This is a genomic window from Geobacter hydrogenophilus (assembly GCF_018501225.1).
Taxonomy (GTDB): Bacteria; Desulfobacterota; Desulfuromonadia; order Geobacterales; family Geobacteraceae; genus Geobacter; species Geobacter hydrogenophilus.
On sequence record NZ_JAHCZI010000005.1, the window covers coordinates 226867 to 249541 of the forward strand.

Sequence of the window (22675 nt, forward strand, 5' to 3'; positions counted from 1 at the left end):
TTATTCATTGGATGACTGAACGTAACGAAAGCGGAGACGCACCTTTTGTGGATACGTGGAATCTGTGCTCTTATGTAATCGAATGGTCGTAACTTTTCCGAATAGCGACGCGCGTTGATTATGGTGTTGAGTGGAGCGCCTGATTTGTAAAGGAATGAAAGAACGCCGGGGATGTTTCCAATGGACAAAAATGAGGTCGTACAGATTTATAAGTAATCCGATTCCTCCTCTTTTGTCAACAGGAATTATCGCAAATCCATCCCAACGATATCCCCCAAGCAAAACCTTGTCTCACCTGCCATTGCGCGCCTTCATCGTCAGCGGCAGGTTCCACTTGACTATTGACGCAGTTCCCCTGAGGACGTATAGTCCGCAAAGGCATGCACCAGTAAAATGGCGTCACACCGCGAGTGCTGCGACCACACACAGCGCTTCCGCCTCTCCCGGAGACCATCCATGGAAGCATCAACGGCAGGGCCTGACAATCCTGTCAGCCTGGTCATAGCCGGCGCGCTCCTGATCGGCGCGTCGGGCATTCCGGGCCTTTTCCTCCCCAAGAAGCTGGACTGGGGGCAGAAATGTGCCTCCCTCACCGTCGTTCTCGGCTCCATCCTGGGAATCATCGGTGCCCTGGCAACACTCTTCACCGAACGGACCGCCTCCTACACCCTCGTAAGCTCGCTCCCCTTCGGGCCCCTTGAGGCCGGCATCGACCCGCTCTCCGCCTTCTTCCTTCTTCCGGTCTTCATTGTTAGCGCGTGCTGCGCCGTGTACGGCACAGGCTACTGGCCCGCCAGCCACCACCCCCGCACGGCACCGCGGCTCACCTTCTTTTTCGGCATGCTCGCCTCTTCGCTGACACTCATCCCCCTAGCCCGGAACGGAGTCCTTTTCCTCATCTTCTGGGAGATCATGGCCCTTTCCGCCTACTTTGCCCTCGCCACCGACGACCTGGAACAGGAGGTTCGCGACGCGTCCCTCATTTATCTCGTGGCAACCCACGCAAGCACCCTCACCCTCTTCGCCTGCTTCTCCCTGCTGAAAGCGACTGCCGGTTCCTTTTCATTTCCCGCAGCAACGGCACTGGACGGAACAACTCCCCTTGGGGCCGCCATTTTCGTGACCGCTCTCCTGGGCTTTGGCCTCAAGGCGGGGGTGATGCCGCTTCACGTCTGGCTCCCGGGCGCCCATGCCAGCGCACCGAGCCACGTGTCGGCCCTCATGTCGGGGGTCCTCATCAAGATGGGAATCTACGGCATAGTCCGCATCCTCTCCTTCTTCGGGATGGTCCCGCCCTGGTGGGGAATGGTTCTTCTTATGGCGGGGATTGTGTCGGGAATCCTCGGGGTTGCCTTTGCCGTGGGACAGCACGACCTGAAGCGGCTTCTTGCCTACCACAGCATCGAAAACATCGGCATCATCGTCATGGGGCTCGGCGTTGCCCTCATCGGCAGGGGAGCGGGACTGCCGCTCCTGGTGGTCCTCGGGTTCGGGGGGGCGCTCCTCCATGTCCTGAATCACGCCCTTTTCAAGTCCCTCCTCTTCCTCGGGGCCGGTGCCGTGATTCACGAGGCCGGGACCCGGGAGATCGACCGCCTCGGAGGGTTGGGCCGACGGATGCCCTGGACCGCAGCCCTCTTTCTCACCGGCGCCGTGGCCATTTGCGGACTTCCCCCCCTGAACGGCTTTGTGAGTGAGCTTCTCGTCTATCTCGGCTTCTTCTCCGGCCTCGTGCAGGAAAAAGGGGCCGCGGCCCCCCTGCTGGGGTTGGCGGCGCCGGCCCTGGCCATGGTGGGGGGGATGGCGGTCCTCTGCTTCGTGAAGGTATTCGGCACGGTCTTCCTGGGACAGCCCCGGTCGGCCGACGCGGCCGGATGCCACGAGCCGGGGTGGGCCATGCGGGGGCCCATGCTGCTCCTTGCCATACTCTGCGCAGCCATTGGCCTCCTCCCCGTGGCACTCCCGCGCCTTCTGGAGCCGGCTCTCTTTGCCTGGAGCCCCCAGCTTCCCTTTGCCGGCATCCGGCTGGCGGAAGCAGCGCCGTTCGGCTGGATCACCCTCATGGGGCTCGTCCTTCTTCTGGCGATTCTCGGCATCGGCGCCTGGCTCTGGAAGCGGGTAACGGATCAGCCTCGGGGGAGAGCCGGCACCTGGGACTGCGGCTTTGCCCGTCCCACTGCCCGGATGCAGTACACCGCCTCTTCCTTTGCCGAGATGTTCGTGAACCTCTTCGCCGCAGTGCTCCGTCCCCGGGTTCACCCGCCCCAGGTTCAGGGCCTCTTCCCGGGGAAGAGCGCCTTTTCGAGCCATGTTCCCGAAGCGGTGCTGGAACTGGTCATGGCGCCGCTCCTCGCCGCCATGGACCGACGGTTCTCCCTGGCCCGCAAGCTCCAGCACGGCCGGCTCCACCTCTACATCCTCTACATCTTCGTGACGCTGGCGCTCTTGCTGGCATGGGCCTATTAAAAGGAGCGGGAAGGGAATGGTCAACGCCGTTATCCATATCCTGATTACCCTGCTCATGCCGCCGCTGCTGCTCGGGGTGATCAACCGGACCAAGGCCATCTTCGCAGGCCGCACCGGTCCACCGCTTTTTCAAGCGTACTATGACCTGGCAAAGCTCGTGCGCAAGGGGTCGGTCTTCAGCGACACCACGAGCTGGGTCTTCCGGGCGGGACCAGTGGTGGGCCTGGCGGCAACGCTTGCAGCCTCGCTCCTGATCCCCCTCGGGGAGCACCGCCCCCCTCTCTCTTTCAGCGGCGACATGATACTCTTCGCCTACCTTTTCGGGCTGGCCCGCTTCTGCACCACGGCGGCGGCCCTGGATACCGGTTCCAGCTTCGAGGGGATGGGTGCGGCCCGGGAGGCCACCTTCGCCTGCCTGGCCGAGCCAGCCCTTTTCTTCTCCCTGGCGGTGCTGGCGCGGCTCTCCGGCTCCCTCTCCCTGACCCCCATGCTGACCGGGACTGCCGCCACCTCCTGGCTTTCGGCCGGCGCATCGCTCCTCCTCCTGGTGGGAAGCCTTTTCATCGTGCTCCTGGCCGAGAACTGCCGGGTCCCCTTCGACGATCCCAATACCCACCTGGAACTGACCATGATCCACGAGGTGATGGTGCTCGACCACAGTGGCCCCCTCTTCGGCGCCATCCTCTACGGGGCGGCCCTGAAGCTCTTCGTACTGGGTGCCCTGTTCACCGACATCGCCCTCCCCTACGCCACCGGCATCCCCCTGGTGGACTGGGTCCTCTTCGTGATCGCCATGCTGATGCTGGCCGTGGGGATCGGCATGGTGGAATCGGTCATGGCGCGGCTTCGGCTCCCCAAGGTCCCCCAGATGCTGGCGGCGGCCTGTATCCTGGCGGCGTTCTCGCTACTCCTGGTGCTGAGGTAGACCATGACTTCCCTGGTGGACCAGCTCATAGTCCTTGTGATGCTCATCAACTTCGCTGCCCTCGGCTCGGGGCGCCTGGCCGTGGCGATCCGCGCCGTGGCCCTCCAAGGGGTCATCCTCGGCATCCTCCCGGTCCTCATCCACTCGTTCTCCTGGCACCTGGTGGTCATTACCGGCGGCCTCATCCTGGCAAAGGGGATCATCATCCCGTGGCTTCTGACCGGCGCCATTGTCCGGGCACGGATATCCCGAGAGATGGAACCCTACCTGGGGTATGTGCCGACGCTCCTCATCGGCGCCATCACGACGGGGCTCTCCTTTGTCTTCGCCGCCCGCCTCCCCCTGGCTCCGGAGCACCAGGGACTCCTCTTCGTGCCGGCGGCCATAGCCACGCTCCTGACCGGCTTCATCGTGCTGGTGACCCGACGCAAGGCCATCTCCCAGGTGATCGGCTACCTGATGCTGGAAAACGGCATTTTCCTCTTCGGGCTGCTGCTGACCGAGGCGATGCCGGTCATGGTGGAGGCAGGGGTCCTGCTGGACCTCATCGTCGGCATCTTCGTCATGGGAATCATCATCAACCAGATCAGTCGCGAGTTCTCGTCCATCGACACGTCGCGGCTCACCACGCTCAGGGATTAGGACATGGTCGCCGGCCTGCTGCTCATACCGCTTCTGGGAGCCCTCACCGCATGGTTCATCCCCTCGGACAGGGGCCGCCCCTGGACCCTCCCCATCACCGGGGCGCTCCACCTGGCCCTGACCCTGGAGACAGTACTCTCCCCCGCGGCCCCCTCGCCGGGGGGATGGCTCCACCTGGACGCCATCGGGAAGCTCGTGCTCCTCTCCGTGAGCATCCTTTTTTTCGCGTCCGGCCTCTATGCCGTGGAGTATCTCGCCTACCGGCGGGAGCGGCCAAACCGCCTCCTCTGCGCCATGCTGCCGGTCTGCCTTTCAGCCATGACCCTGGTGGCCTTCGCCCACCACCTGGGGCTCCTCTGGGTGGCTATCGAGACGACCACCCTCACCATGACACCCCTCCTCTACTTCAACCGCAACGCCCGCTCCATCGAGGCCACCTGGAAGTACATGCTCATCTGCTCCGTGGGGATCGCCCTGGCGCTCCTGGGGCTCCTCTTCCTGGCCTATTCCACCGTGGTGGCCCGCATCGAGCCGACGCTCCTCCTGGAGCCCCTGGTGGCCAATGCGCGGCTTCTCTCCCCCGCCTGGCTCAAGGCGGCCTTCGTGTTTCTCCTCGTGGGCTACGGAACCAAGATGGGGCTCGCGCCGCTCCACACCTGGAAGCCCGATGCCTACGGCGAAGCGCCGGGACTCGTGGGGGGGCTCCTGGCCGGAGGGCTCGTGACCTGCTCCTTTGTGGGGCTCCTGCGGGCCTACCAGGTCTGCATGGCGGCCAACGGGACCACCTTCCACCGGGACGCCCTCGTTCTCATGGGCCTCCTCTCCATGGCCACGGCCGCCGTCTTCATGGCACGCCAGGCCGACTTCAAGCGGATGCTCGCCTACTCCAGCGTTGAGCACGTGGGAATCCTGGCCGTGGCCCTGGGGCTCGGCAAAGGGGCCCTGGCCGGGGCACTCCTCCATCTGGTGAACAACAGCCTCACGAAGGGAGTCCTCTTCCTGGCCGCCGCCAATATCCACCGTTCTTACAACAGCAAGCGGTGCGAGCAGGTGCGGGGGGCACTGCGGCGCCTCCCCTGGTCGGGAGGGCTCTTCCTGGCCGGGTTCTTCGCCGTCACCGGCTCTCCCCCCTTCGGCCTCTTCGTGAGCGAATTTTCCATCATCTCCAGCGCCATGACCCAAGGAGGAGAGTGGATTGGCGGCCTCATCCTCTTCTTTCTGGCCGCGATCTTCCTTGGCATGGCGCGCACGGTTCTGCCGGTGGTGATGGGGGAATCGAGCCGCATCGAACATACCGGTTACCGGGACCGCTTCCTCACGGTGGTGCCGCCGCTCATTCTCATGGGAGTCGTCCTCATGCTCGGCCTCTGGATACCGGAACCACTCAGCCGACTCATCACGGAAGGAGCGGCCCTTCTCGGAGGAAACGTGCCATGACCCGCACCTTCTCCCTCATCTGCCTGCGCAACGGAGAGGCGGTGCCGGTGGCCTCGGTGCCGCTCCTCCCCCTCGAACAGTTCCTCCAGGATATTATCGACGCCACCGACCGGGGATGGCGGGTCGCCTCCTGTTTCGGGGTCCCCACCGATGCCGGCGCCACCCTCTGGTGCCTCATGGCCGCCCCCAACGACGGGCTTCTGGGGCTCATGCGAACCGAGGCGGGAATGGCCTTTCCCTCCATCTGCCGTCTCGTCCCCCAACTCCACCTCTTCGAGCGGGAGATCGCCGAACAGTGCGGCATCACCCCCGAGGCCCACCCCTGGCCCAAACCGGTCCGGTTCCACCACCCCTTCATGCCGTCACGGAAAGGGAGAGAAAACGTGGTGGGTGACTCAGACTACTACCGCGTGGGGGGGGAGGAGATCCACGAGGTGGCGGTGGGGCCGGTCCACGCCGGGATCATCGAGCCGGGGCATTTCCGCTTCCAGTGTCACGGCGAAGAGGTCTTCAGCCTGGAGATTGCCCTCGGCTACCAGCACCGGGGGGTGGAGGAGGGTTTCCTGAAGGGCCCCCATCCGAAAACCCTCTTCCAGATGGAGACCATCGCCGGAGACACCACCATCGGCCACGCCCTGGCCTATGCCATGGTCATGGAAGCCCTCGGGGGAACGGTTCCGTCGGCCCGGGCCGAGATCATCAGGGCCATCGCCCTGGAACTGGAACGGCTCGCCAACCACGCCGGCGACCTGGGAGCCTTGGCCGGGGATGTGGCCTATCTTCCCACCGCCTCCTTCTGCGGCCGCATCAGGGGGGATTTCCTCAACATGACGGCTCACCTTTGCGGGAGCCGCTTCGGCAGGGGGATCGTGCGCCCCGGCGGCATCGGTTTCGACGTGAGCGAGCGGCAGGCGGGTGAAATCCTTGATCGGCTCACCGCCGCAAGCGACGATCTGGAAAATGCGGTGGGGCTCCTCTGGGATACCCAGTCGGTCATGGCCCGCTTCGAGGGAACGGGAAAGGTGAGTCAGGAGACGGCCCGGGAGATCGGCCTCGTGGGCCCGGCGGCCCGGGCATGCGGTATCGACCGGGATGTGCGGCGGGATACCCCCTTCGGCATCTACGGCGTGAGCCCGGTAACCGTGGCCGTCGAGGAAAGCGGCGATGTCTTTGCCCGGGCCCACGTCCGCTGGCGCGAGGCAGAGGCTTCCCTCCATTTCGTGGCGGAGCAGCTCCGCCAATTGCCGGGCGGTGCATCCGTAAAAAATACCGCCACCCCTGCGCCGGACAGTGTGGCCGTGGCCCTCACCGAGGGGTGGCGGGGTGAGATCTGCCACGTTGCCATCACCGACGGCACCGGCCGTTTTGCCCGCTACAAGGTGGTCGACCCGTCGTTCCACAACTGGACCGGACTCGCCCTGGCCCTGCGGAATCAGCAGATTTCCGACTTCCCCCTCTGCAACAAGAGTTTTAATCTCTCCTACTGCGGGTTTGATTTGTGATATAAGAGATGGGTTTGCTTTTTCACTCCACCCTACAGAGGCAACCCGTGCAGAAAAAAGACAAGTCCGACTACATGATCCTCGCCGTTTCACACGCACTCGATCTCCTGGAACAGTTCCACGGAGAAGGGGTGTCCGAGCTCGGCGTAACCGAACTGGCAAAGCGGCTCAGGCTCCACAAGAACAACGTCTTCCGGCTCCTGGCTACCCTGGAGGCCCGGGAGTACGTGGAACAGAATCGGGTCACCGGCAACTACCGGCTCGGACTCAAGACCCTCGAGATCCGCCAGACCATGATCCGCCAGATGGCGCTCCTTCCCTATGCAAAACCGGTTCTCGAGGAATTGGTCAGGGAGTGCGATGAAACCGCTTACGTTTCCATTCTTAAGGAAAACCTGAGCATCTATCTCTACGGGGTCGAAAGCCGCGCCACGGTCCGGGTCGTCTCCCGGCTCGGTTCCCGGCTTCCCGCTTACTGCACCGCCGCCGGGAAGGTGATGCTCGCCTCCCTCTCCGAACCGAAGCTTGAGCGCTACCTGGCCCGCAAGGAACTGGTCCCTTTCACTCCCAACACCATCACCGACGCCACCCGGCTCCGGGAGCACCTGAAAGAAATCGCCGCCGCCGGCTACGCCATCGACAACGAGGAGCTTGAAATCGGAGTCCGGGGGGTGGCTGCCCCCATCCGCGACTACCGGACTGAAACGGTCGGGGCGGTCATCATCTCAGGGCCGACCATGAGGTTCTCCGACGAACGCGTCGCCACGGAACTGGTCCCCCTGGCCCAGAAAGCCGCCGAAACCATCTCCGTCAAACTCGGCTACAGCGGGGCCGCAACGGAATAGGTCCCCACAGGGGAGGCGTACCATGCTCAAGGCATTATTCGCCAGACGTCACCAGGGACACCGAACCATCGCCTACCCCGCCGGGCCGGCGCAACTGCCGGAACTCTTCCGGGGGGCCCCCCTCCTGGATCCGGAAAAGTGTCCCGTCGGGTGCGCCGACTGCGCCAACGCCTGCCCCCACGGAGCCATAGAGGCCGGAACCGGGGATCAGGGACCGGGGGCCGGGACACGACTCTCCCTCGACATGGGGAAGTGCCTCTTCTGTCCTGAATGCGCCGGCGCCTGCCCCCACGGAGCCATTTCTTTCACGAACGACCATCGCCTGGCCGTGAACCGGCGGGAAGACCTCATCGTCCGGTCCGGAGAGATCCGCAGGCTCGCCGCCCCCCTGGACGAGGCGAGGCGTTCCCTTTTCGAGCGTTCCCTCAAGCTCCGGGAGGTCTCGGCAGGGGGGTGCAACGCCTGCGAGGCCGACACCAACGTCCTCTCCACCGTCGGCTTCGACCTGGGGCGCTTCGGCATCCAGTTCGTTGCCTCACCGCGCCATGCCGACGGCATCTTCATCACCGGACCGGTGACCGAGAACATGCGCCTCGCCCTCCTCAAAACCTGGGAAGCGATCCCCGAGCCGAAAATCGCCATCGCCGCCGGGGCCTGCGCCATCAACGGCGGCCCCTTCATCGACTCCCCCGATGTGCACAACGGCGCCGACGGTCTCATCCCCATTGACCTCTACATCCCCGGCTGTCCACCCCACCCCCTCACCATCCTCGACGGTCTCCTGCGGCTCCTGGGGAGGCTTGAGGAGTAGGAACATCCGGCTGCCTGCATAAAAAAACGCGGCGGGAAATCCCGTCGCGTTCAAAGTATTCAAGTCTTTCCCAGTAGTTTCGCCCCTACCCTACCCCTTCCCGATCCTCCGCCGCACCACCAACTGCGCCACCATATCCACCACCACGACGACAGTCACTACCACGACCATGACGCCGTTCTGCCGGAAGTAGCCGAGACAGTTGAAGAACATGTAGAGGGCCACCACCCCCCCGAGCATGGTCCGCATCCCCCGGACCGACAGCTCCGCCGTTTCCGGATCGGGAGTGAACCGTCGCATCAACGCCGGGGCCACGTGGTAGCCGATGGCGGCGTCGGCAAGGGTGAGGATGAGATTGAGGATGAAAAGGGGAAGAAGGTAGTCGTTCATGACGGCTCAGATCTTGTTGATGAAGACTTCCCGGGGCTTGCTGGTCCCGTCGGACGGCCCGACGATCCCCTCCTGCTCCATCCGCTCGATGATTCTCGCGGCGCGGTTGTAGCCGATCCGCAGGCGCCGCTGGACCATGGAGATGGAGGCCTGGCGCGTCTCGGCCACCAGGGCGACAGCATCGTCGTACCGCTCGTCCACCATGTCCTCGTCGTCGCCGCTGCCGGAGCCGCTCTCCTCCTTCATCTCCAGGATTGACTTGTCGTAGACCGGCTTCCCCTGCTTCTTGAGGAAGTCCACCACCCGTTGCACCTCGGCGTCGGAGACGAAGGCCCCGTGGACCCGCTGCATCTTGGCGGTGCCGGGGGGAAGAAAGAGCATGTCGCCGGCCCCCAGGAGGGACTCGGCGCCGTTGGTGTCGAGGATGGTCCGGGAGTCGATCTTGGAGGAGACCTGGAAGGAGATCCGGGCCGGGAAGTTGGCCTTGATGAGGCCGGTGATGACGTCCACCGACGGCCGCTGCGTGGCGAGGATCAGGTGGATGCCCGCGGCCCGGGCCATCTGGGCCAGACGCGCGATGGACTCCTCGATCTCCCGGCCGGCCACCATCATGAGGTCGGCCAGTTCGTCCACAATGACGACGATGTACGGCAGGTGGCCATGCTCAAGCTCCTCCTGCTTGGCCAGGAACTGCTGGATCGCCTCCTCGTCGTCCGCGGGCTCGTCCACCACCTCGTCCAGCACCACGGTCCCCTGGGCCTTGAGCTCTTCGGCCTCCTTCTCCTCCTTTTCGAGGCACTGGTTGTAGGAGCCGATGTTCCGCACCCCCTTGTCGGCCATGAGGCGGTAGCGGCGTCCCATCTCCTCCACGGCCCACTTGAGGGCCAGGGAAGCCTTCTTGGGATTGGTGACAACAGGAAGGAGGAGGTGGGGAATCCCCTCGTAGATGGAGAGCTCCAGCATCTTCGGGTCAACCATGATGACCCGCACGTCCCTGGGGGTGGCGGTGTAAAGGAGCGACAGGATCATGGTGTTGATGGAAACCGACTTGCCCGAGCCGGTGGCGCCGGCCACCAGGAGGTGGGGCATCTTGGCCAGATCGGTCACCACCGGGGCGCCGGCGATGTCTTTTCCCAGGGCCAGGGGGAGCTTCATCTTGCTGCCGTGGAACTCCTCGCCGTTGAAGATCTCCTTGAGGAAAACCGTCTCCCGCTCCCGATTCGGGATCTCGATGCCGACCACCCCCTTGCCGGGAATGGGGGCCACGATCCGGATCGACATGGACTGGAGCGCCATGGAGAGGTCGTCGGAGAGCGAAGCGATCCGGCTCACCTTGATGCCGGGGCCCGGGGCGAACTCGAACATGGTGATGACCGGGCCGGGACAGATCTCCACCACCTCGCCGTCGATGCCGAAATCCTTGAACTTCTTCTCCAGGAGCCGGGCGTTCATGGTGAGGATGTCGCGGTCGAGGCGCTTCTCTGTCTGGGGAGGGGTGTCGAGGAGCGACAGCGGCGGAGTGCGGTGGTCCCCTTCCGCCTTGATGAAGTCAAAGGCCTCCTGGAGTGGGGCGGTCTTGGCCTTTTCCTTCTTCTCCTCTTTCTTCTGGACCGGCGGCGAGGGGGGAACCGCCACGTGGACCGGCTTGATTTCCGGCGATTTTTTCTTCTCGGGCTTCTCCCCCGTATCGAGGAGCTGACGGTTCAGCTCCTGCCGCTCCCGACGTCGGGCCCAGCGCTCCTTCAGGTTCGCAAACCACCAGTCGGCGAAGAGGACAAAGGAGAAGCGCGACAGGACCATGGCCGACGCGGCCAGGAGGGGGAGAATGATGAGGATGGCCCCGGGGATGCCGAAGTAGGTCTTGAGGAACGATGCCGTCTTAGTACCTACGGCACCGCCGGTGAGGACTTTTTGACCAAGAAAGACCGTGTCGGGCTTAAAAAATCCGAACAATGCCGACAATGAGATCAACAGCGTAATAAAGGCAACCGCCTTATAATTTTTCCAACGCAATTCCTTAAAGCGCAGAAGCTTGTACGAAAGATAGAGCATACCCGTTGGGACGGCATAAGAAGCAAGCCCAACGATTTGGATGAGAAGGTCGGAAAGCTCCGCTCCCAATCTACCGCCGAAATTGTGAACCCCTGTTTCAGAATTGTACGTATTTGACGAGGGGTCGCCGGCATTGAACGACACAAGGGCAATGAGGATGAAGAGCCCCAGCGCGCCGAGGGCCATCCCCTGGATCTCCTTCTTCAGTTTTTCTTTCTTGTCGATCTGTTCGTCCATTCCTACATCTCTATAATCAGCGGCAGGATCACCGGCCGCCGCTCAATGGTCTTGTTGAAGAAACGTCTCAGGATGCGCCGCACTTCCTGCTTCACCTCGTTCCAGTCCCTGAGGACTTCCGGCGACATCCCGGCCAGGAGATCCAGAACTATCTTCTTCGTTTCGTCCAGGTACTCCTGGCTCTCGTCCTCGAAAACGAACCCGCGGGAGACAATGTCGGGACCGTAGAGAATCTCCCCCGTCTGGGGGTTGATGGAGATGATGACCACCACCATCCCGTCCTCGGAGAGGTGCTTGCGGTCCTTGAGGACCACCTCCCCCACGTCGCCGATCCCCTTGCCGTCGATGAAGACCCGGCCGTTCGCGACGCTGCCGGCCACCTCGGCCGCTCCGTCGGCGAAGCGGATCACCGCGCCGTTCTCAACCACGAGGCAGCGCTCCTCCGGGACCCCCACCCGCTGGGCCAGCCGGGCATGCTTCACCAGGTGCCGGTACTCGCCGTGGACCGGCACGAAGAATTTGGGCCGCACCAGGTTGATCATCAGCTTCAGCTCTTCCCGGGAGGCGTGGCCCGACACGTGCACCTCGGACACCTTCTCGTGAAAGACCTCGGCCCCCCGCCGGTACAGGTGGTTGATGAGGTCCGAGATGGTTTTTTCGTTACCCGGGATGAAGCGGGAGGAGAGGATAACCGTGTCCCCCGGCTCCAGCTTGATCTGCTTGTGGTCGTCCATGGCGATGCGGGTCAGGGCGCTCATGGGCTCCCCCTGGGAGCCGGTGGTGATCATGCAGACCTGCTCCGGCGGAAGGCGCGGCATCTCCCGGAGGTCGATCAGCACATCGTCGGGGATCCGCAGGTACCCCAGCTGCCGGGCAATGGCCACGTTGGCGATCATGGAGCGGCCGTTCAGGAGCACCTTGCGGCCGCAGCGGGCCGCGGACTCCACTGCCTGCTGCACCCGGTGGATGTTGCTGGAAAAGGCCGCCACGATGATCCGTCCCGGACAGCGGGGAAATATCTCGTCAAAGGCCTCCCCCACCAGCCGCTCCGACAGGGTGTACCCCTGCCGTTCCACGTTGGTGGAGTCGGAGAAGAGCGCCAGGACCCCCTCGGAGCCGTAGCGGGCAAAGGAGGCCAGGTCGGTCAGCTCGCCGTCAACGGGGGTCTGGTCGATCTTGAAGTCGCCGGTATGGATCACCACTCCCTCGGGGGTACGGATCGCCAGGGCGCAGCCGTCGACGATGGAGTGGGAGACCCGGATGAACTCCACCTTGAAGGGGCCGACGGTTACCGACTCGCGAGGCTTCACCACGCTCAGGTCCGCGGAACTGTCGAGGTCAAACTCCTTCAGTTTCTCCCGCACAAAGCCGAGAGTGAGGGCGGTGCCGAAAATGGGGACAGAAAGCTCGGGAAGGACGTAGGGAAGGGCTCCGATGTGGTCTTCATGGCCATGGGTCAGGAAGATCCCCCGCACCCGGTCGGCCCGCTCCCGCAGGTAGGTGATGTCGGGGATGACGATATCGATGCCGAGCATGTGGGGCTCGGGGAACATGAGGCCGCAGTCGGCCACGATGATGTCGTCGCCATACTCGTAGACCATCATGTTGAGGCCGATCTCACCCACCCCTCCCAAGGGGATGACGCGCAGACCGGTAGGCTGATTCTGCTCAGTTTCCATGGCACCTACCTCGGGGCGGGCGGGGGATACCCCTGCCGGCCGAGAATCTCCGCAATCTTTCGGTCGCACCCCTCGATCCACTCCCGGCCTGGCTGCGCAAGCCACTTGGCCGCGTAGAAGGAGCTCCGGAGGGACCGGTAGGCGATGAGGGCATGATCCAGGTCCCCGACCCGCTCGAATTCCCCACCCATATCCCAAAGACGCCGTGCCGACCGCTCCACGAGGGAGCTTCCCGGCGTGTACATGTGGATTGCCGCCTCGTAACCGGCGATGGCGGCCAGATAGTCCCGGCCGGCCAGGGCCGCCTCGCCCCGCTGGAACTGGGTACGCTGCCGCCACCAGGTATTCCCCCCGATGAGGATGAGGGAAATGACAGCGATTACCGTCACGTTGGCAATGATGTTCTTGGTCCGTTCGATCACAGGTCTCTATCCGAAAAATCCCGGCACAACGGCAAGGAGGGTGCCAAGCAGGAGGGCAACCAGACCGCAGAGCGCGGCAAAGGCGGTCAGAATATCCCACGGCGTTGCCAGCCGGTGAGCAGCCGGCATCCCCCAGGCCAGAGCCACAAACCCCACGGCGATGAGTGCAATGGAGAATAGTTGCATCCTAAAGCTCCAGCCCGTCCTGGATGGAGTCCCGCACCTGGTCCATAAGGGGCTGTCCCTTGAGGGCTCCGCTGCCGGAAGTCGGTATCGGTGCGCCGAACCGGACGGAGATCTCCGCGCCGCGGACAAGTTTACAGGTATTGCGGGGGTTTACCCGCATGCTGCCGTTGATGGTGAAGGGGACGATCGGGACGCCGGCCCGCTCGGCCAGGATGAAGCCCCCCTTCTTGAAGGGGAGGAGCGATCCGTCGACGGTCCGGGTCCCCTCGGGAAAGACGATGACGCTGGCCCCGGCCCTGATCCTCTTTGCCGCAGCATCGAGGCTCCGCAGGGCCTTCCGCCCGTCGCTCCGGTCGATGGGAATGTAGCCGGCCCGCCGCATGGCGGTCCCGAAAAGCGGGATGCGGAAGAGCTCCTCCTTGGCCAGCCACGAAAAACGGCGCGGGATGGCCCGGGAAAGGACGAGGATGTCGAAATTCCCCTGGTGGTTCCCCATAAAAATCACCGGCTCCCCGGCCGGCACCTGCTCCGCGCCGCTCACCCGAAGGCGGACCCCGGCCATCATAAGGCCGGCACGGCCCCAGGCAAGGGCGCACCGGTGGGCCAATCCCCCCTTGGAATCGACAAGCCCGCCGAGCATGGCGAGCACGCTGAAAAAGGCGGTGAGCGGCACAAAAAATGCCAAATAAATCAAACCGTTAAGCATCAACAACTCCAGAAGCAAATCCGGTTAACCTTACGACTTTTTCCCCACTTCGTCAAACCAAATATAACTTGCCAGAGCCCCCTCTATTCCTATACACTGCAGCGGTTTTCGGCATACATCAACGCCCCGAAGGAGGGCTCCTATGGCAAGTCTCAACAAGGTAATGCTCATCGGCAATCTCGGCAAGGATCCCGAGGTCCGCTACACCCCCGGTGGCACGGCAGTCGCCAGCTTCTCCATCGCCACCAGCGAGAAATTCAAGAACAGGAACGGCGAGTTCGAAGAGAAGACCGAATGGCACAACGTGGTCCTCTGGGGCCGCCAGGCGGAAATCGCCGGCGAGTACCTGGCCAAGGGGCGCACCGTTTTTATCGAGGGGCGCCTCCAGACCCGCAAGTGGCAGGACAAGGACGGCCGCGACCGCTGGAGCACGGAGGTGGTCGGTGAGCGGATGCAGATGCTCGGCGGCAAGGGGGAGGGGGGCGGCGGACGCTCCGGCGGACGCGGCGGCCAGGAAGGCGGCTTTGGCGGCGGTCCCGCCTACGACGAGCCGGCGTTCAACCCGGATGACGATATTCCTTTCTAGTCGGACCCTTTTAACTTAAGCTATACAGCACAAACGCAAGAAAGCCGCAGTTCCACGGAATTGCGGCTTTCTTGCGTTTAGATGGCATTTCAGAACTGTCAGCCGGCCATCGCCCCGAAATCCCTCTCCACCTGCCGGGAGTCCTTTTCAAGCATGGTATGGACATGCTGAGACATGGGGTCGGGGAAGATGTACTCATCCCCCTTCTCTATCCCTGCCAGGATCGCGGCGGCAACCTGGTCCGGCGTTGCCTTGGGCATCTCCTGCCCCGCCGTCATCTTCGTGTCCACCGGTCCGGGATAGACGCCGATCACCCGGATTGCTTCGGGTGCCAGTTCGGCACGGAGCCCCTGCAACAGGGAGTGCCCCGCGGCCTTGGATGCGCTGTAGGTCCCGTTGACGGGGAGATTGACCAGCCCGATGATGGAGCAAACGTTCACGATGGCCCCGCCGCCGCGGGAAGCCAACACCGGCGCGAAGGCCCGGCACATGGCCAGGGTGCCGAAGTAGTTGACCTCCATCTCCAACCGGGCGTCCTCAAGGGCGCTGGGGCCCATGAACCCCGTGCAGCGGTTGACGCCGGCGTTGTTGATGAGCAGGTCCACGTCCCGGCACTGCTCCGCCGTACCGGCCACGCTTGCTGCTTGGGTCACGTCAAGGCGGAGCGCGACAACCCTGTCGTCACCACCGTGGGCCAATTCAGCCACGGCGTCGGTACTCCGAGCGGCGGCGTAGACCTTGGCAACGCCCTTGTCCAGCAGTGCCCTGACAAGGGCTCCGCCGATGCCACCGTTGGCACCGGTAACCAAAACGGTTTTACCTTCGAGATTCATAATGACTCCTTTCGCGGTAAGCAGTGAAAAGCCTCCACGGCATGCGTTCATCAGGGAAGCCAGCTGACGTTATTGAGCGGGATCCCTTCCTTGTAGTAGAGGGACGGGGAGAGAAGGACAAAGAAGATATGCACATCGTCGTAGCCGTACCGGCCAAGGATGCCGGCGAGGGTTGCCGCGATGGCATCATGTTTTTTTTGTTCCCGCGGGAAGATGAATATCTCCAGCGAGCGGGGAGTGGCCGTTATCTGCACGATGTTCAGCAGCTCGATCTTGACCACTTCCTGCGGAACGGCCGCCACGCGGGAGAACTCCTCCACGACCAGGGGACCCAGCTTCCGGAGAAAGCCCTCGTCGAATCCCTTGAATCTCAGATAGGGCATGGGGCTCCCCTGGAGTCCCGCCACGGCGCGAGGCTCGGCCACAGGATCGGCAGGACTGCGCGGCGCATCATCTCTTTCCCCTCCGCCGGGCCCCGTTCACGGTGGATTCAAGCCGCTCGATGAATTCCGCCACCCGGGCAATCTCGTCGTCGCTGAAGGGGCTAAGGAGATCGTTTTCCAAAGCCGTCACCGTTTCCTGGATCCGAGCCACGATCACACGTCCCTCGGGAGTCAGGTTGAGCAGCTTCGCCCGGCGGTCCGTGACATCTTCCGAACGCTCTATCAGCCCTTTGGCGATGAGGGTATCGAGGAGACGGACGAGGGAGGGCCCCTCGATGCCGATCGACGCCGCCAAATCCTTCTGCCGAGTCCCATCCCCGAGGAGATGGAGGTGCAGGAGGGGGCGCCAGGTGGCGTCGGTCAGGCCGGCGAACTGGAACTCGGTATCCAGGACCTGGCGCCAGTGCCGTGTCAGGAGGCCGAGCCGATAAAAGAGGTTACTGCGACCGATGGTTTCGTCAGACAGGTTCATTCAATATAAATAGCATACTATTTATTTGTTCACAATTTATTTTCCTGCTGATACACTCTTGTTCCGCGTCAGCCTAGCCTGCGCGACACCATTTTGTTGGGGCAACCAGCCCGGGCCCCGCGCAAAAAGCGCTTGCAAATCGTAGGGGAGAACCGCATAGTCCCAGGCGAAGGCATGACGTTCACGGAAAGAGACGATGGTCTGATGATATGGGCCGCGAGACAAGAGCACCGTGACTGACAGAGGGGGGGGTAGGGAATACGGGATGAAGGGAAGAGGATTTACGGCACGACACTTCAGGGAGCGGAAAAAGCGGATCTCCATCCGCCGCAATGTCATGAACCTGTCGCTCCCGGTCCTCCTCTCGTCGCTTTTCCAGCGGCTGGTGGCCATCGTCGACATCTTCCTCGTGGGGGGGCTCGGGGCCGCGGCCATTGCGGCCACGGGGCTCGGCCAACTCCTCGTCTTCGTAACCATGACGGTCTTCTGGGGGCTTGCCACCGGCACCACGGTGGTGATCGCCCACCTCTGGGGAGCGGGACAGCGCCGGGAAGCCCGCCGGGCCGCCTTTGCCGCCTGCCTCGCCTGCGCCGCCATGACGGCGGTTGCCTCGACCCTGGGGTGGTTCTTCAGCGGCGATCTGGCCGCCTTTCTCGGCGCGAAGGATGACGTCCTCCACCTGGCCGCCGGCTACACCCGGCTGGTCTTCCTCTATCTGGCCTTTACCACGGGGCTCAACATCCTCTCGGCAGTCATGCACGGCACCGGCAACACCCGGACCCCCATGACCGCCATTCTCCTCGTGAATGTCCTCCACGTGCTCATGGCCTGGCCCCTCATCTACGGCAAGCTGGGTCTCCCCGCCATGGGGGTGACCGGCGCGGCCATCGCCATCAACGCCTCCGAGGCCATCGGCTTTTTCTACCTCCTGATCCAGGCCATGAGGCTCCGCTATATCCGGGTGGGACGCCCCGACACGGGGCTCTTCCAGCGCATCTGGCGGGTGGGGTGGCCCGTGGCCCTGGAGCGGGTCGCCCAGCAGGGAGGGCAGCTCTTTTACTCGAAATTCATCATCAGCTACGGCACCGCCGCCTACGCGGCCCACCAGATCGGGCTCTCCATCGAGTCCCTCTCCTTCATGCCCGGGGCCGGCATGGGGATCGCCGCGGCCACCCTCATGGGACAGGCCCTCGGGGCAAAAAAATACCGCCGGGCGCGGATCAGTCACCGTGAGGCGCTGCGCCTGGCGGTCATGGTCATGGGAGCCATGGCGGTCATGTTTCTGGCGGTGCCCGGGCCCCTTATCGGGCTCTTCACCCACGACCCGGCGGTCATCGAGAAGGGGGTCGTCTTCCTGCGGCTGGTGGCCTTCGCCCAGGTCCCCCTGGCCCTCTCCTTCGTCTACGCCGGGAGCCTGCGGGGAACCGGCGACACCTTCTACGTCTTCCTGGTGACCCTCGGCACCATGTGGGGAGTGCGGGTCTTCCTCTCATGGGTGGCAGCCGACTGGCTCCACCTCTCCCTCTACGCCGTCTGGGGGGTCTTCGTCATCGACTGGTACGCGAGGGCCGTCGCCTTCTGGTGGCGGTACCGGCAGCGCGACCTCCATACGGTTGTCATCTGACACAAAAAAGGCGGGGATATCTTCCCCGCCCTCCTCGTCCGACGCATATCGATCTCTTCCTATTTCTGGACCCATCTCCCGTTGGCAAGTTGAGTCCACCACCCCGGCTTTGCCGCCTCCCGCTTGGCATCGGCATAGGTGGCAGCCGCCTTGGGGAGCACCTGGCCGATGGCTGCCTTGGACTCGGGCTGCTTGTTGAGCTTCAGGATCGCCCGCGCCATGGCGGTGATGACCGTCTTGCGGTTCCCATTCTCCACCTTGACCAGGGCCTCGTCCTGGGGTGTGGCCTTCCCCTTGTCGCGGACCGTCACGAGCCCCTGGTTGGTCTCCCCAACCACGCCCCGGTCCCGCAGGAGGTCCAACTGCGGAAGCCGCGCCTTCATCTCGTCATAGGCCTTCAGCACCTCAGGCATGCCGGAAATCTCGATGGCCAGCTGATCCGCGTAGTTATCGGCGGCAAAGGCCTCCCCAACCAGGGCAAAGGAGGAGAACCCCTTCAGAAGTTTGCTCTGGGGCCCTGGCACTGGCGCCGGTTTTTCTTCGGCTGGCTTCTGCCCGTCTGGGGCAGGCTTCTCTTCCCCCGGCTTCAGGAGCATCTCGTCAAGGGATTTATAGGCCTCCTTCACCGCCTTTTCGGGAAAATAGACATTGACGGTGATGATGGCGCAGGCGGCAAGCATGCCGAAAAGTCCTGCCAGCAGAGCTTTCATGATGGTTCGTTTCATGGATTCCTCCTCGTTTCGCAAGGTACTGCCGGTACTATACCACATCTGCCCGGAGATGGGAGCGCAAGTGCGTGTTCCTCAGTCACGCCACTGGAAGTCGGTCTGGACGGGGGGTTCGGCCGCAGGGGCCTCGTCTCCCCGCGAGACCGCCTTCCCCCTGGTCGCCGCCTCTTTCAAGGCGCTGAAGAGGTGGTCAATGGCGATCCGGTTCTGAACCGGCGCCACGGTGACGCTCAGATCCCGCATTCCGAGCAGGTTCGTATGGGAAATGTCCAGAATCGTGAAGGTGAGATAGCCATCCTCCAGGTAGGCGCTCACTTCGCCGCGGTCGAACGGGCGGTCGTCCCGGAAGAAAAAGCCCTTCAGTTTCTTGCCGGCGAGCCGCTGGAGAAACTCCTTGGAGAGGAGCATCGTCTCTCCCTTCGTATTCCGTGCCCAGAGATCGGTAACGCCATCAAGTCCCGCCAGCTCTTTCCCCGCGCCCTGGAGACTCACGATTCCGTCCAGGCGGCCCGAGACATATCCCTTGATTTTCGGGATGGCATCGCAGAAACGTCGCAGGCTCAGGTCGTACACCAGGATATCGCAGCCGTAGGCAAGCCCCCCCTTCATGGCAACGAACCCCCTGCCGAGCACTTCCCCTCCCGAAAGGCCCGAACGCAGGGAGGTCAGCTCCACGACTCCATTGGCGCTCCGCAGGAATGCCGTCGTCTCTCCCAGTTCCAGGGGACCGAAACGGAGCTTGCCGATCGTCAGGGTCTGATCAGCCGTCGGTGTCTGACGGAACCGCTCCAGAAGTCGCGTAAAATTCTCCTTGGTGAATTTCACGTCGTCCCGGGCTCGCCGGTACGTGCCAGGGGAGGACTCAAGGGAGAAGGGGACGGTGCCGCGCACATCGCTCACCAGAAGCTTCTGGGACGGGACGTCGAGGCTCACCCCAGTGAGGGTGAGAGTACCGTCGACGCTTCCCTCCTTCCCTTTCAGCACGGCGGTCCCCTCGGCTGCCGCGTTCCCCGCGACGGTCGCCTCCTGGATGAAACGGGGAAGTGCGTTCACTACCGGATCGATGAGGCGGTCAACGGGAGTCGTGGGGAGGGAGAAGGCGAGACGCCCGGCCCGCTGGGGCGAGAGAACCCGCTCCATCTCCCCCCGCAGCCGGAGGGTGGCCCCCTCTCCGAAGGTGGCGGAACTCTCCTGCAATACGACCCGCTCCCCCTCCACCCGACCGGTGAGACGTGCTCCCCCGCCCGAGAGAAGGCGTTTCCCCCCCTCCCCCGCCAGGGCGACGCCGTCGGCGCTGAACTCGACCCGGGCCGACAGCCCGCCGGCGCGGGCAAATGAACCGGCGACGATTCCGGATACCAAACCATCGGCCAAGGCTACCGGCTGCTTTCCGGGAAGAAGCGTCCTCGCGAGCGCCAGCTTCCCATCCTTCAACCCCAGGGAAAAGGAGGCGCCCGTTGCAGGCGAGCGGGGATCGAAGGATGCCCGACCGCTCAGTGCTCCTTCCAGGAGTTTTCCAGCAAGTTCCACCTCCCCTGCGCTCCGCGACAGGGTGATCCGAAGCGACGGCGCCCCCACCGGGGCCCCCCGGAGGGCTAGCCGTTCGGCGGAAACGGCTCCTTCCCCCTCGAACCAGCGGCCCTTGGGATCGGCATGGAGACTGCCCCGAAGCGAGGCCGAAAGGCCCGTTGCCTCGACATCGCCCCGGCGGACTGCTCCGCCCGTCAACTGGAGGAAGAGGGGGCGAGGCTCCGGAGCAGCTCCCGCCTTCACGGCCGGAAGCGTCAGGGTCGCGCGGCCGGCGGAGATACTTGTTGCGGCGAGACTCCCCCTGACGTCTTCCAGGGTAAGGGCCCGGTCTGCAAAGGAGAAGGTGGTGCTGATTCGTCCTCCGTTCCCGTTGAATTCCGCCCCGTCGAACCGAGCCGTACCCGTGGCAGACAGATGCTCTCCGCTTCGTTTGAAGCGGGAGTGTACCTCCCCTGTGCCGAGGATGGCCCGCTTCCCCTGCACGTCAGCCGCCAGGGAATCGACCCGGATGGCGGCTTCACCATCGAAATCCGCCGCCCCCTTCCCCTGGAGGTCGAGAGTCAGAGAGGTTGTGCCGCTGGTGGGGTGAAGACCGTAGCGCGACAGATGGGGCGAAAGGAGCACGAGGGACGTGGATGGAACCCGGAGCGACGCAAGCAAGGGGCGCTGCGCAGCAGGCCTGAAACTGAGATGCCCGGTGAGCGGCACCCCCATGATGCGGGCCGCCAGTGACGGCACCTGGACATCCAGGGGCTTGAACCGGGGTGTCAGGAGCAGGGCGAAGGGAAGCTCAATCTTCTCGACGAGGGCATCTTCCGTATTTCGCGGGGTGGAGAACGTTCCCTTGGCAAGGATCCCCCCGGGGGCCGTCGCCAGGGAAGCTATCCCTTCCACCCCCTTGACAAGGAGGCGACCGCCAAGGGAAACCGCCGCGTCCCGGACAACGACGCCCCCCTCAATGGCAGTCATCCCCCGGGCACCGTCGCCGGCAATACGGAGATTCCGGCTTCCCACCTCCCCGGCCAGGGAAAGAGGGCGCCCTGTCATGGCGGCGACCATGGGGGAAAGGCGCTTCAGATCCATCTCGTCCAGGCTGACATCGGCGGAAAAAGCCCGCTCCTTCCGCACCCCGCTCACAATAGCGGCAACCCGGGCCGTTGCGAGATCAGCAAGGGTTATGGCGAGGCTTGCAACGTGGGCCTCGTCCCGCCGGAGATCATAGTCCCCCTGAAGGCCCACGCGACCGGCAAGGGGGAGAGTCCCTTTTCTACCCCTGACAGCGATCTTGACAAAGTCCATGGTCCCGTCCGCCCTGAGAACTCCCCCCTCAAGCGCCACCCTGAGCCGCAGGGCGCCGGTCCCCTGCTCAAGGGACAGTTCAGGGCGCTTGATCACATCAGCAAGGGGCGCAAGGGTCAGGGAAGGGGCCGTGAGCACCAGGTCGAAGGCGGACGTCGGACCGGGACGGGCGCTCCCCTCAATCCGGTAGCGGTTGCCGGCACCGTCTGCGAAGGCCAGATCCAGTCGTGAATCGGTCGCCCCCCGCGTGGCGAGATCCCTGATCCGGAATGCAATGCCCGCAACGCTCCGTCCCTCCACGGTCACCGACCAGGAGCTGAGTATCAGTTCGTCGATTCGCGTCTCCCCAGCGGGAGCTTTCTTTTTCGGCAACCGACGCTGCAGTTCCGCCACGTTCCAAACCCCGCCCCTGTTTTTTTCCGCGACAACCCTCGCTCCGCGGATTTCGATGCGCCTGAACCTGCGGTCACCCCAGAGGAGCCCAAACCAGCGGGGAGTAATGGCAAGGGTGTCGACGACAGCCAGAGGGGCGGCGGAGAAGCCAGGGGGATTGGCCACTGAAAGGCCCCGAATAACGACCGTACCGCCGCGGGTCTCCAGGGCGGCAACGGTGACTGGGGAGCGCAGGGAGTCCGTGAGAAGGCGGGAGAGATGGCTGGCCGCCTGGGGCGAGGTCAGATAGAGCTTGAAGGCGACGGGAACGAAGAGGATGAAGAGCGCAACGCCTGCCAGAATGCACGCAAGGGTACGGCGTCGTACCGGTTGAGGCATCGGTGGTGGCTCCAGGGCAGGGGTCATCGCGGCATCTTCCTCCTGAGACGAGACTGTAACCGGGATAGGGGCCGTTGACAAGGGCACCT

The 22675-nt window shown here is 63.8% G+C and carries 20 protein-coding genes; 9 read left to right on the forward strand and 11 right to left on the reverse strand.

From position 1 onward, the window contains the following. The first annotated feature begins 456 nt into the window (after positions 1-456). The 7 genes from KI811_RS10805 to KI811_RS10835 are packed head-to-tail and all read left to right on the forward strand — an operon-like array spanning position 457 to position 8628. On the forward strand, positions 457-2466 hold the full coding sequence (locus tag KI811_RS10805; protein ID WP_214186480.1) for a proton-conducting transporter transmembrane domain-containing protein: 2010 nt from the start codon (positions 457-459) through the stop codon (positions 2464-2466). A 16-nt stretch (positions 2467-2482) separates the two neighbouring features. Beyond that, a complete protein-coding gene (locus KI811_RS10810) occupies positions 2483-3391 on the forward strand; it encodes a respiratory chain complex I subunit 1 family protein (RefSeq protein WP_214186481.1) in 909 nt (302 codons plus the stop codon). A gap of 3 nt (positions 3392-3394) precedes the next feature. Next, positions 3395-4033, forward strand: coding sequence for a hydrogenase (locus KI811_RS10815; protein ID WP_214186482.1), 639 nt, complete (start codon positions 3395-3397; stop codon positions 4031-4033). A gap of 3 nt (positions 4034-4036) precedes the next feature. Further along, a complete protein-coding gene (locus KI811_RS10820; protein ID WP_214186483.1) occupies positions 4037-5470 on the forward strand; it encodes a proton-conducting transporter transmembrane domain-containing protein in 1434 nt (477 codons plus the stop codon). Further along, positions 5467-6972 carry a hydrogenase large subunit gene (locus KI811_RS10825; RefSeq protein WP_214186484.1) on the forward strand — a complete coding sequence of 502 codons (1506 nt, stop codon included), beginning with the start codon at positions 5467-5469 and terminating at the stop codon, positions 6970-6972. The genes KI811_RS10820 and KI811_RS10825 overlap by 4 nt, the downstream gene beginning before the upstream one ends. A 47-nt stretch (positions 6973-7019) precedes the next feature. Beyond that, positions 7020-7817, forward strand: coding sequence for an IclR family transcriptional regulator (locus KI811_RS10830; RefSeq protein WP_214186485.1), 798 nt, complete (start codon positions 7020-7022; stop codon positions 7815-7817). 22 nt (positions 7818-7839) lie between these two features. Beyond that, positions 7840-8628: an NADH-quinone oxidoreductase subunit B family protein gene (locus KI811_RS10835; RefSeq protein WP_214186486.1), complete on the forward strand. Its 789-nt coding sequence runs from the start codon at positions 7840-7842 to the stop codon at positions 8626-8628. 90 nt (positions 8629-8718) lie between these two features. On the opposite strand, the gene KI811_RS10840 is transcribed toward KI811_RS10835, so the two are convergent. From KI811_RS10840 to KI811_RS10865, 6 genes are read right to left on the reverse strand one after another with little or no spacing between them, the layout of a single operon-like run. After that, positions 8719-9018, reverse strand: a complete 300-nt coding sequence (locus KI811_RS10840) for an MATE family efflux transporter (RefSeq protein ID WP_214186487.1) — start codon at positions 9016-9018, stop codon at positions 8719-8721. A gap of 6 nt (positions 9019-9024) precedes the next feature. Next, positions 9025-11307: a DNA translocase FtsK gene (locus KI811_RS10845; protein ID WP_214186488.1), complete on the reverse strand. Its 2283-nt coding sequence runs from the start codon at positions 11305-11307 to the stop codon at positions 9025-9027. Between the two features lie 2 nt (positions 11308-11309). Further along, positions 11310-12986, reverse strand: a complete 1677-nt coding sequence (locus tag KI811_RS10850) for a ribonuclease J (protein WP_214186489.1) — start codon at positions 12984-12986, stop codon at positions 11310-11312. A gap of 5 nt (positions 12987-12991) precedes the next feature. Next, complete coding sequence (locus tag KI811_RS10855) at positions 12992-13408, reverse strand: tetratricopeptide repeat protein (protein WP_214186490.1); 417 nt, start codon at positions 13406-13408, stop codon at positions 12992-12994. Between the two features lie 6 nt (positions 13409-13414). Further along, entirely contained in the window at positions 13415-13594 is a 180-nt protein-coding gene (locus tag KI811_RS10860) for a hypothetical protein (protein ID WP_214186491.1), read from the reverse strand. Position 13595: 1 nt separating this feature from the next. Beyond that, a complete protein-coding gene (locus KI811_RS10865; RefSeq protein ID WP_214186492.1) occupies positions 13596-14300 on the reverse strand; it encodes a lysophospholipid acyltransferase family protein in 705 nt (234 codons plus the stop codon). Positions 14301-14442: 142 nt separating this feature from the next. Here KI811_RS10865 and KI811_RS10870 point away from each other — a divergent pair, with 142 nt between their 5' ends. Continuing rightward, complete coding sequence (locus tag KI811_RS10870) at positions 14443-14886, forward strand: single-stranded DNA-binding protein (protein ID WP_214186493.1); 444 nt, start codon at positions 14443-14445, stop codon at positions 14884-14886. A gap of 98 nt (positions 14887-14984) precedes the next feature. On the opposite strand, the gene KI811_RS10875 is transcribed toward KI811_RS10870, so the two are convergent. From KI811_RS10875 to KI811_RS10885, 3 genes are all read right to left on the reverse strand, one after another. Then, entirely contained in the window at positions 14985-15719 is a 735-nt protein-coding gene (locus KI811_RS10875; RefSeq protein WP_214186494.1) for an SDR family oxidoreductase, read from the reverse strand. Positions 15720-15769: 50 nt separating this feature from the next. Further along, the gene (locus KI811_RS10880) at positions 15770-16102 is read right to left on the reverse strand and encodes a DUF1904 family protein (protein WP_214186495.1); all 333 of its coding nucleotides are present in this window, start codon (positions 16100-16102) and stop codon (positions 15770-15772) included. A gap of 67 nt (positions 16103-16169) precedes the next feature. After that, a complete protein-coding gene (locus KI811_RS10885) occupies positions 16170-16634 on the reverse strand; it encodes a MarR family winged helix-turn-helix transcriptional regulator (RefSeq protein WP_214186496.1) in 465 nt (154 codons plus the stop codon). A gap of 265 nt (positions 16635-16899) precedes the next feature. On the opposite strand from KI811_RS10885, the gene KI811_RS10890 reads away from it, so the two are divergent. Further along, positions 16900-18258 carry an MATE family efflux transporter gene (locus KI811_RS10890; protein ID WP_214186497.1) on the forward strand — a complete coding sequence of 453 codons (1359 nt, stop codon included), beginning with the start codon at positions 16900-16902 and terminating at the stop codon, positions 18256-18258. A gap of 59 nt (positions 18259-18317) precedes the next feature. On the opposite strand, the gene KI811_RS10895 is transcribed toward KI811_RS10890, so the two are convergent. Both KI811_RS10895 and KI811_RS10900 read right to left on the reverse strand, forming a co-directional pair. Then, complete coding sequence (locus KI811_RS10895; RefSeq protein WP_214186498.1) at positions 18318-18983, reverse strand: DUF1318 domain-containing protein; 666 nt, start codon at positions 18981-18983, stop codon at positions 18318-18320. Positions 18984-19061: 78 nt separating this feature from the next. Continuing rightward, positions 19062-22613 carry an AsmA family protein gene (locus KI811_RS10900; protein ID WP_214186499.1) on the reverse strand — a complete coding sequence of 1184 codons (3552 nt, stop codon included), beginning with the start codon at positions 22611-22613 and terminating at the stop codon, positions 19062-19064. Positions 22614-22675: the final 62 nt, after the last annotated feature.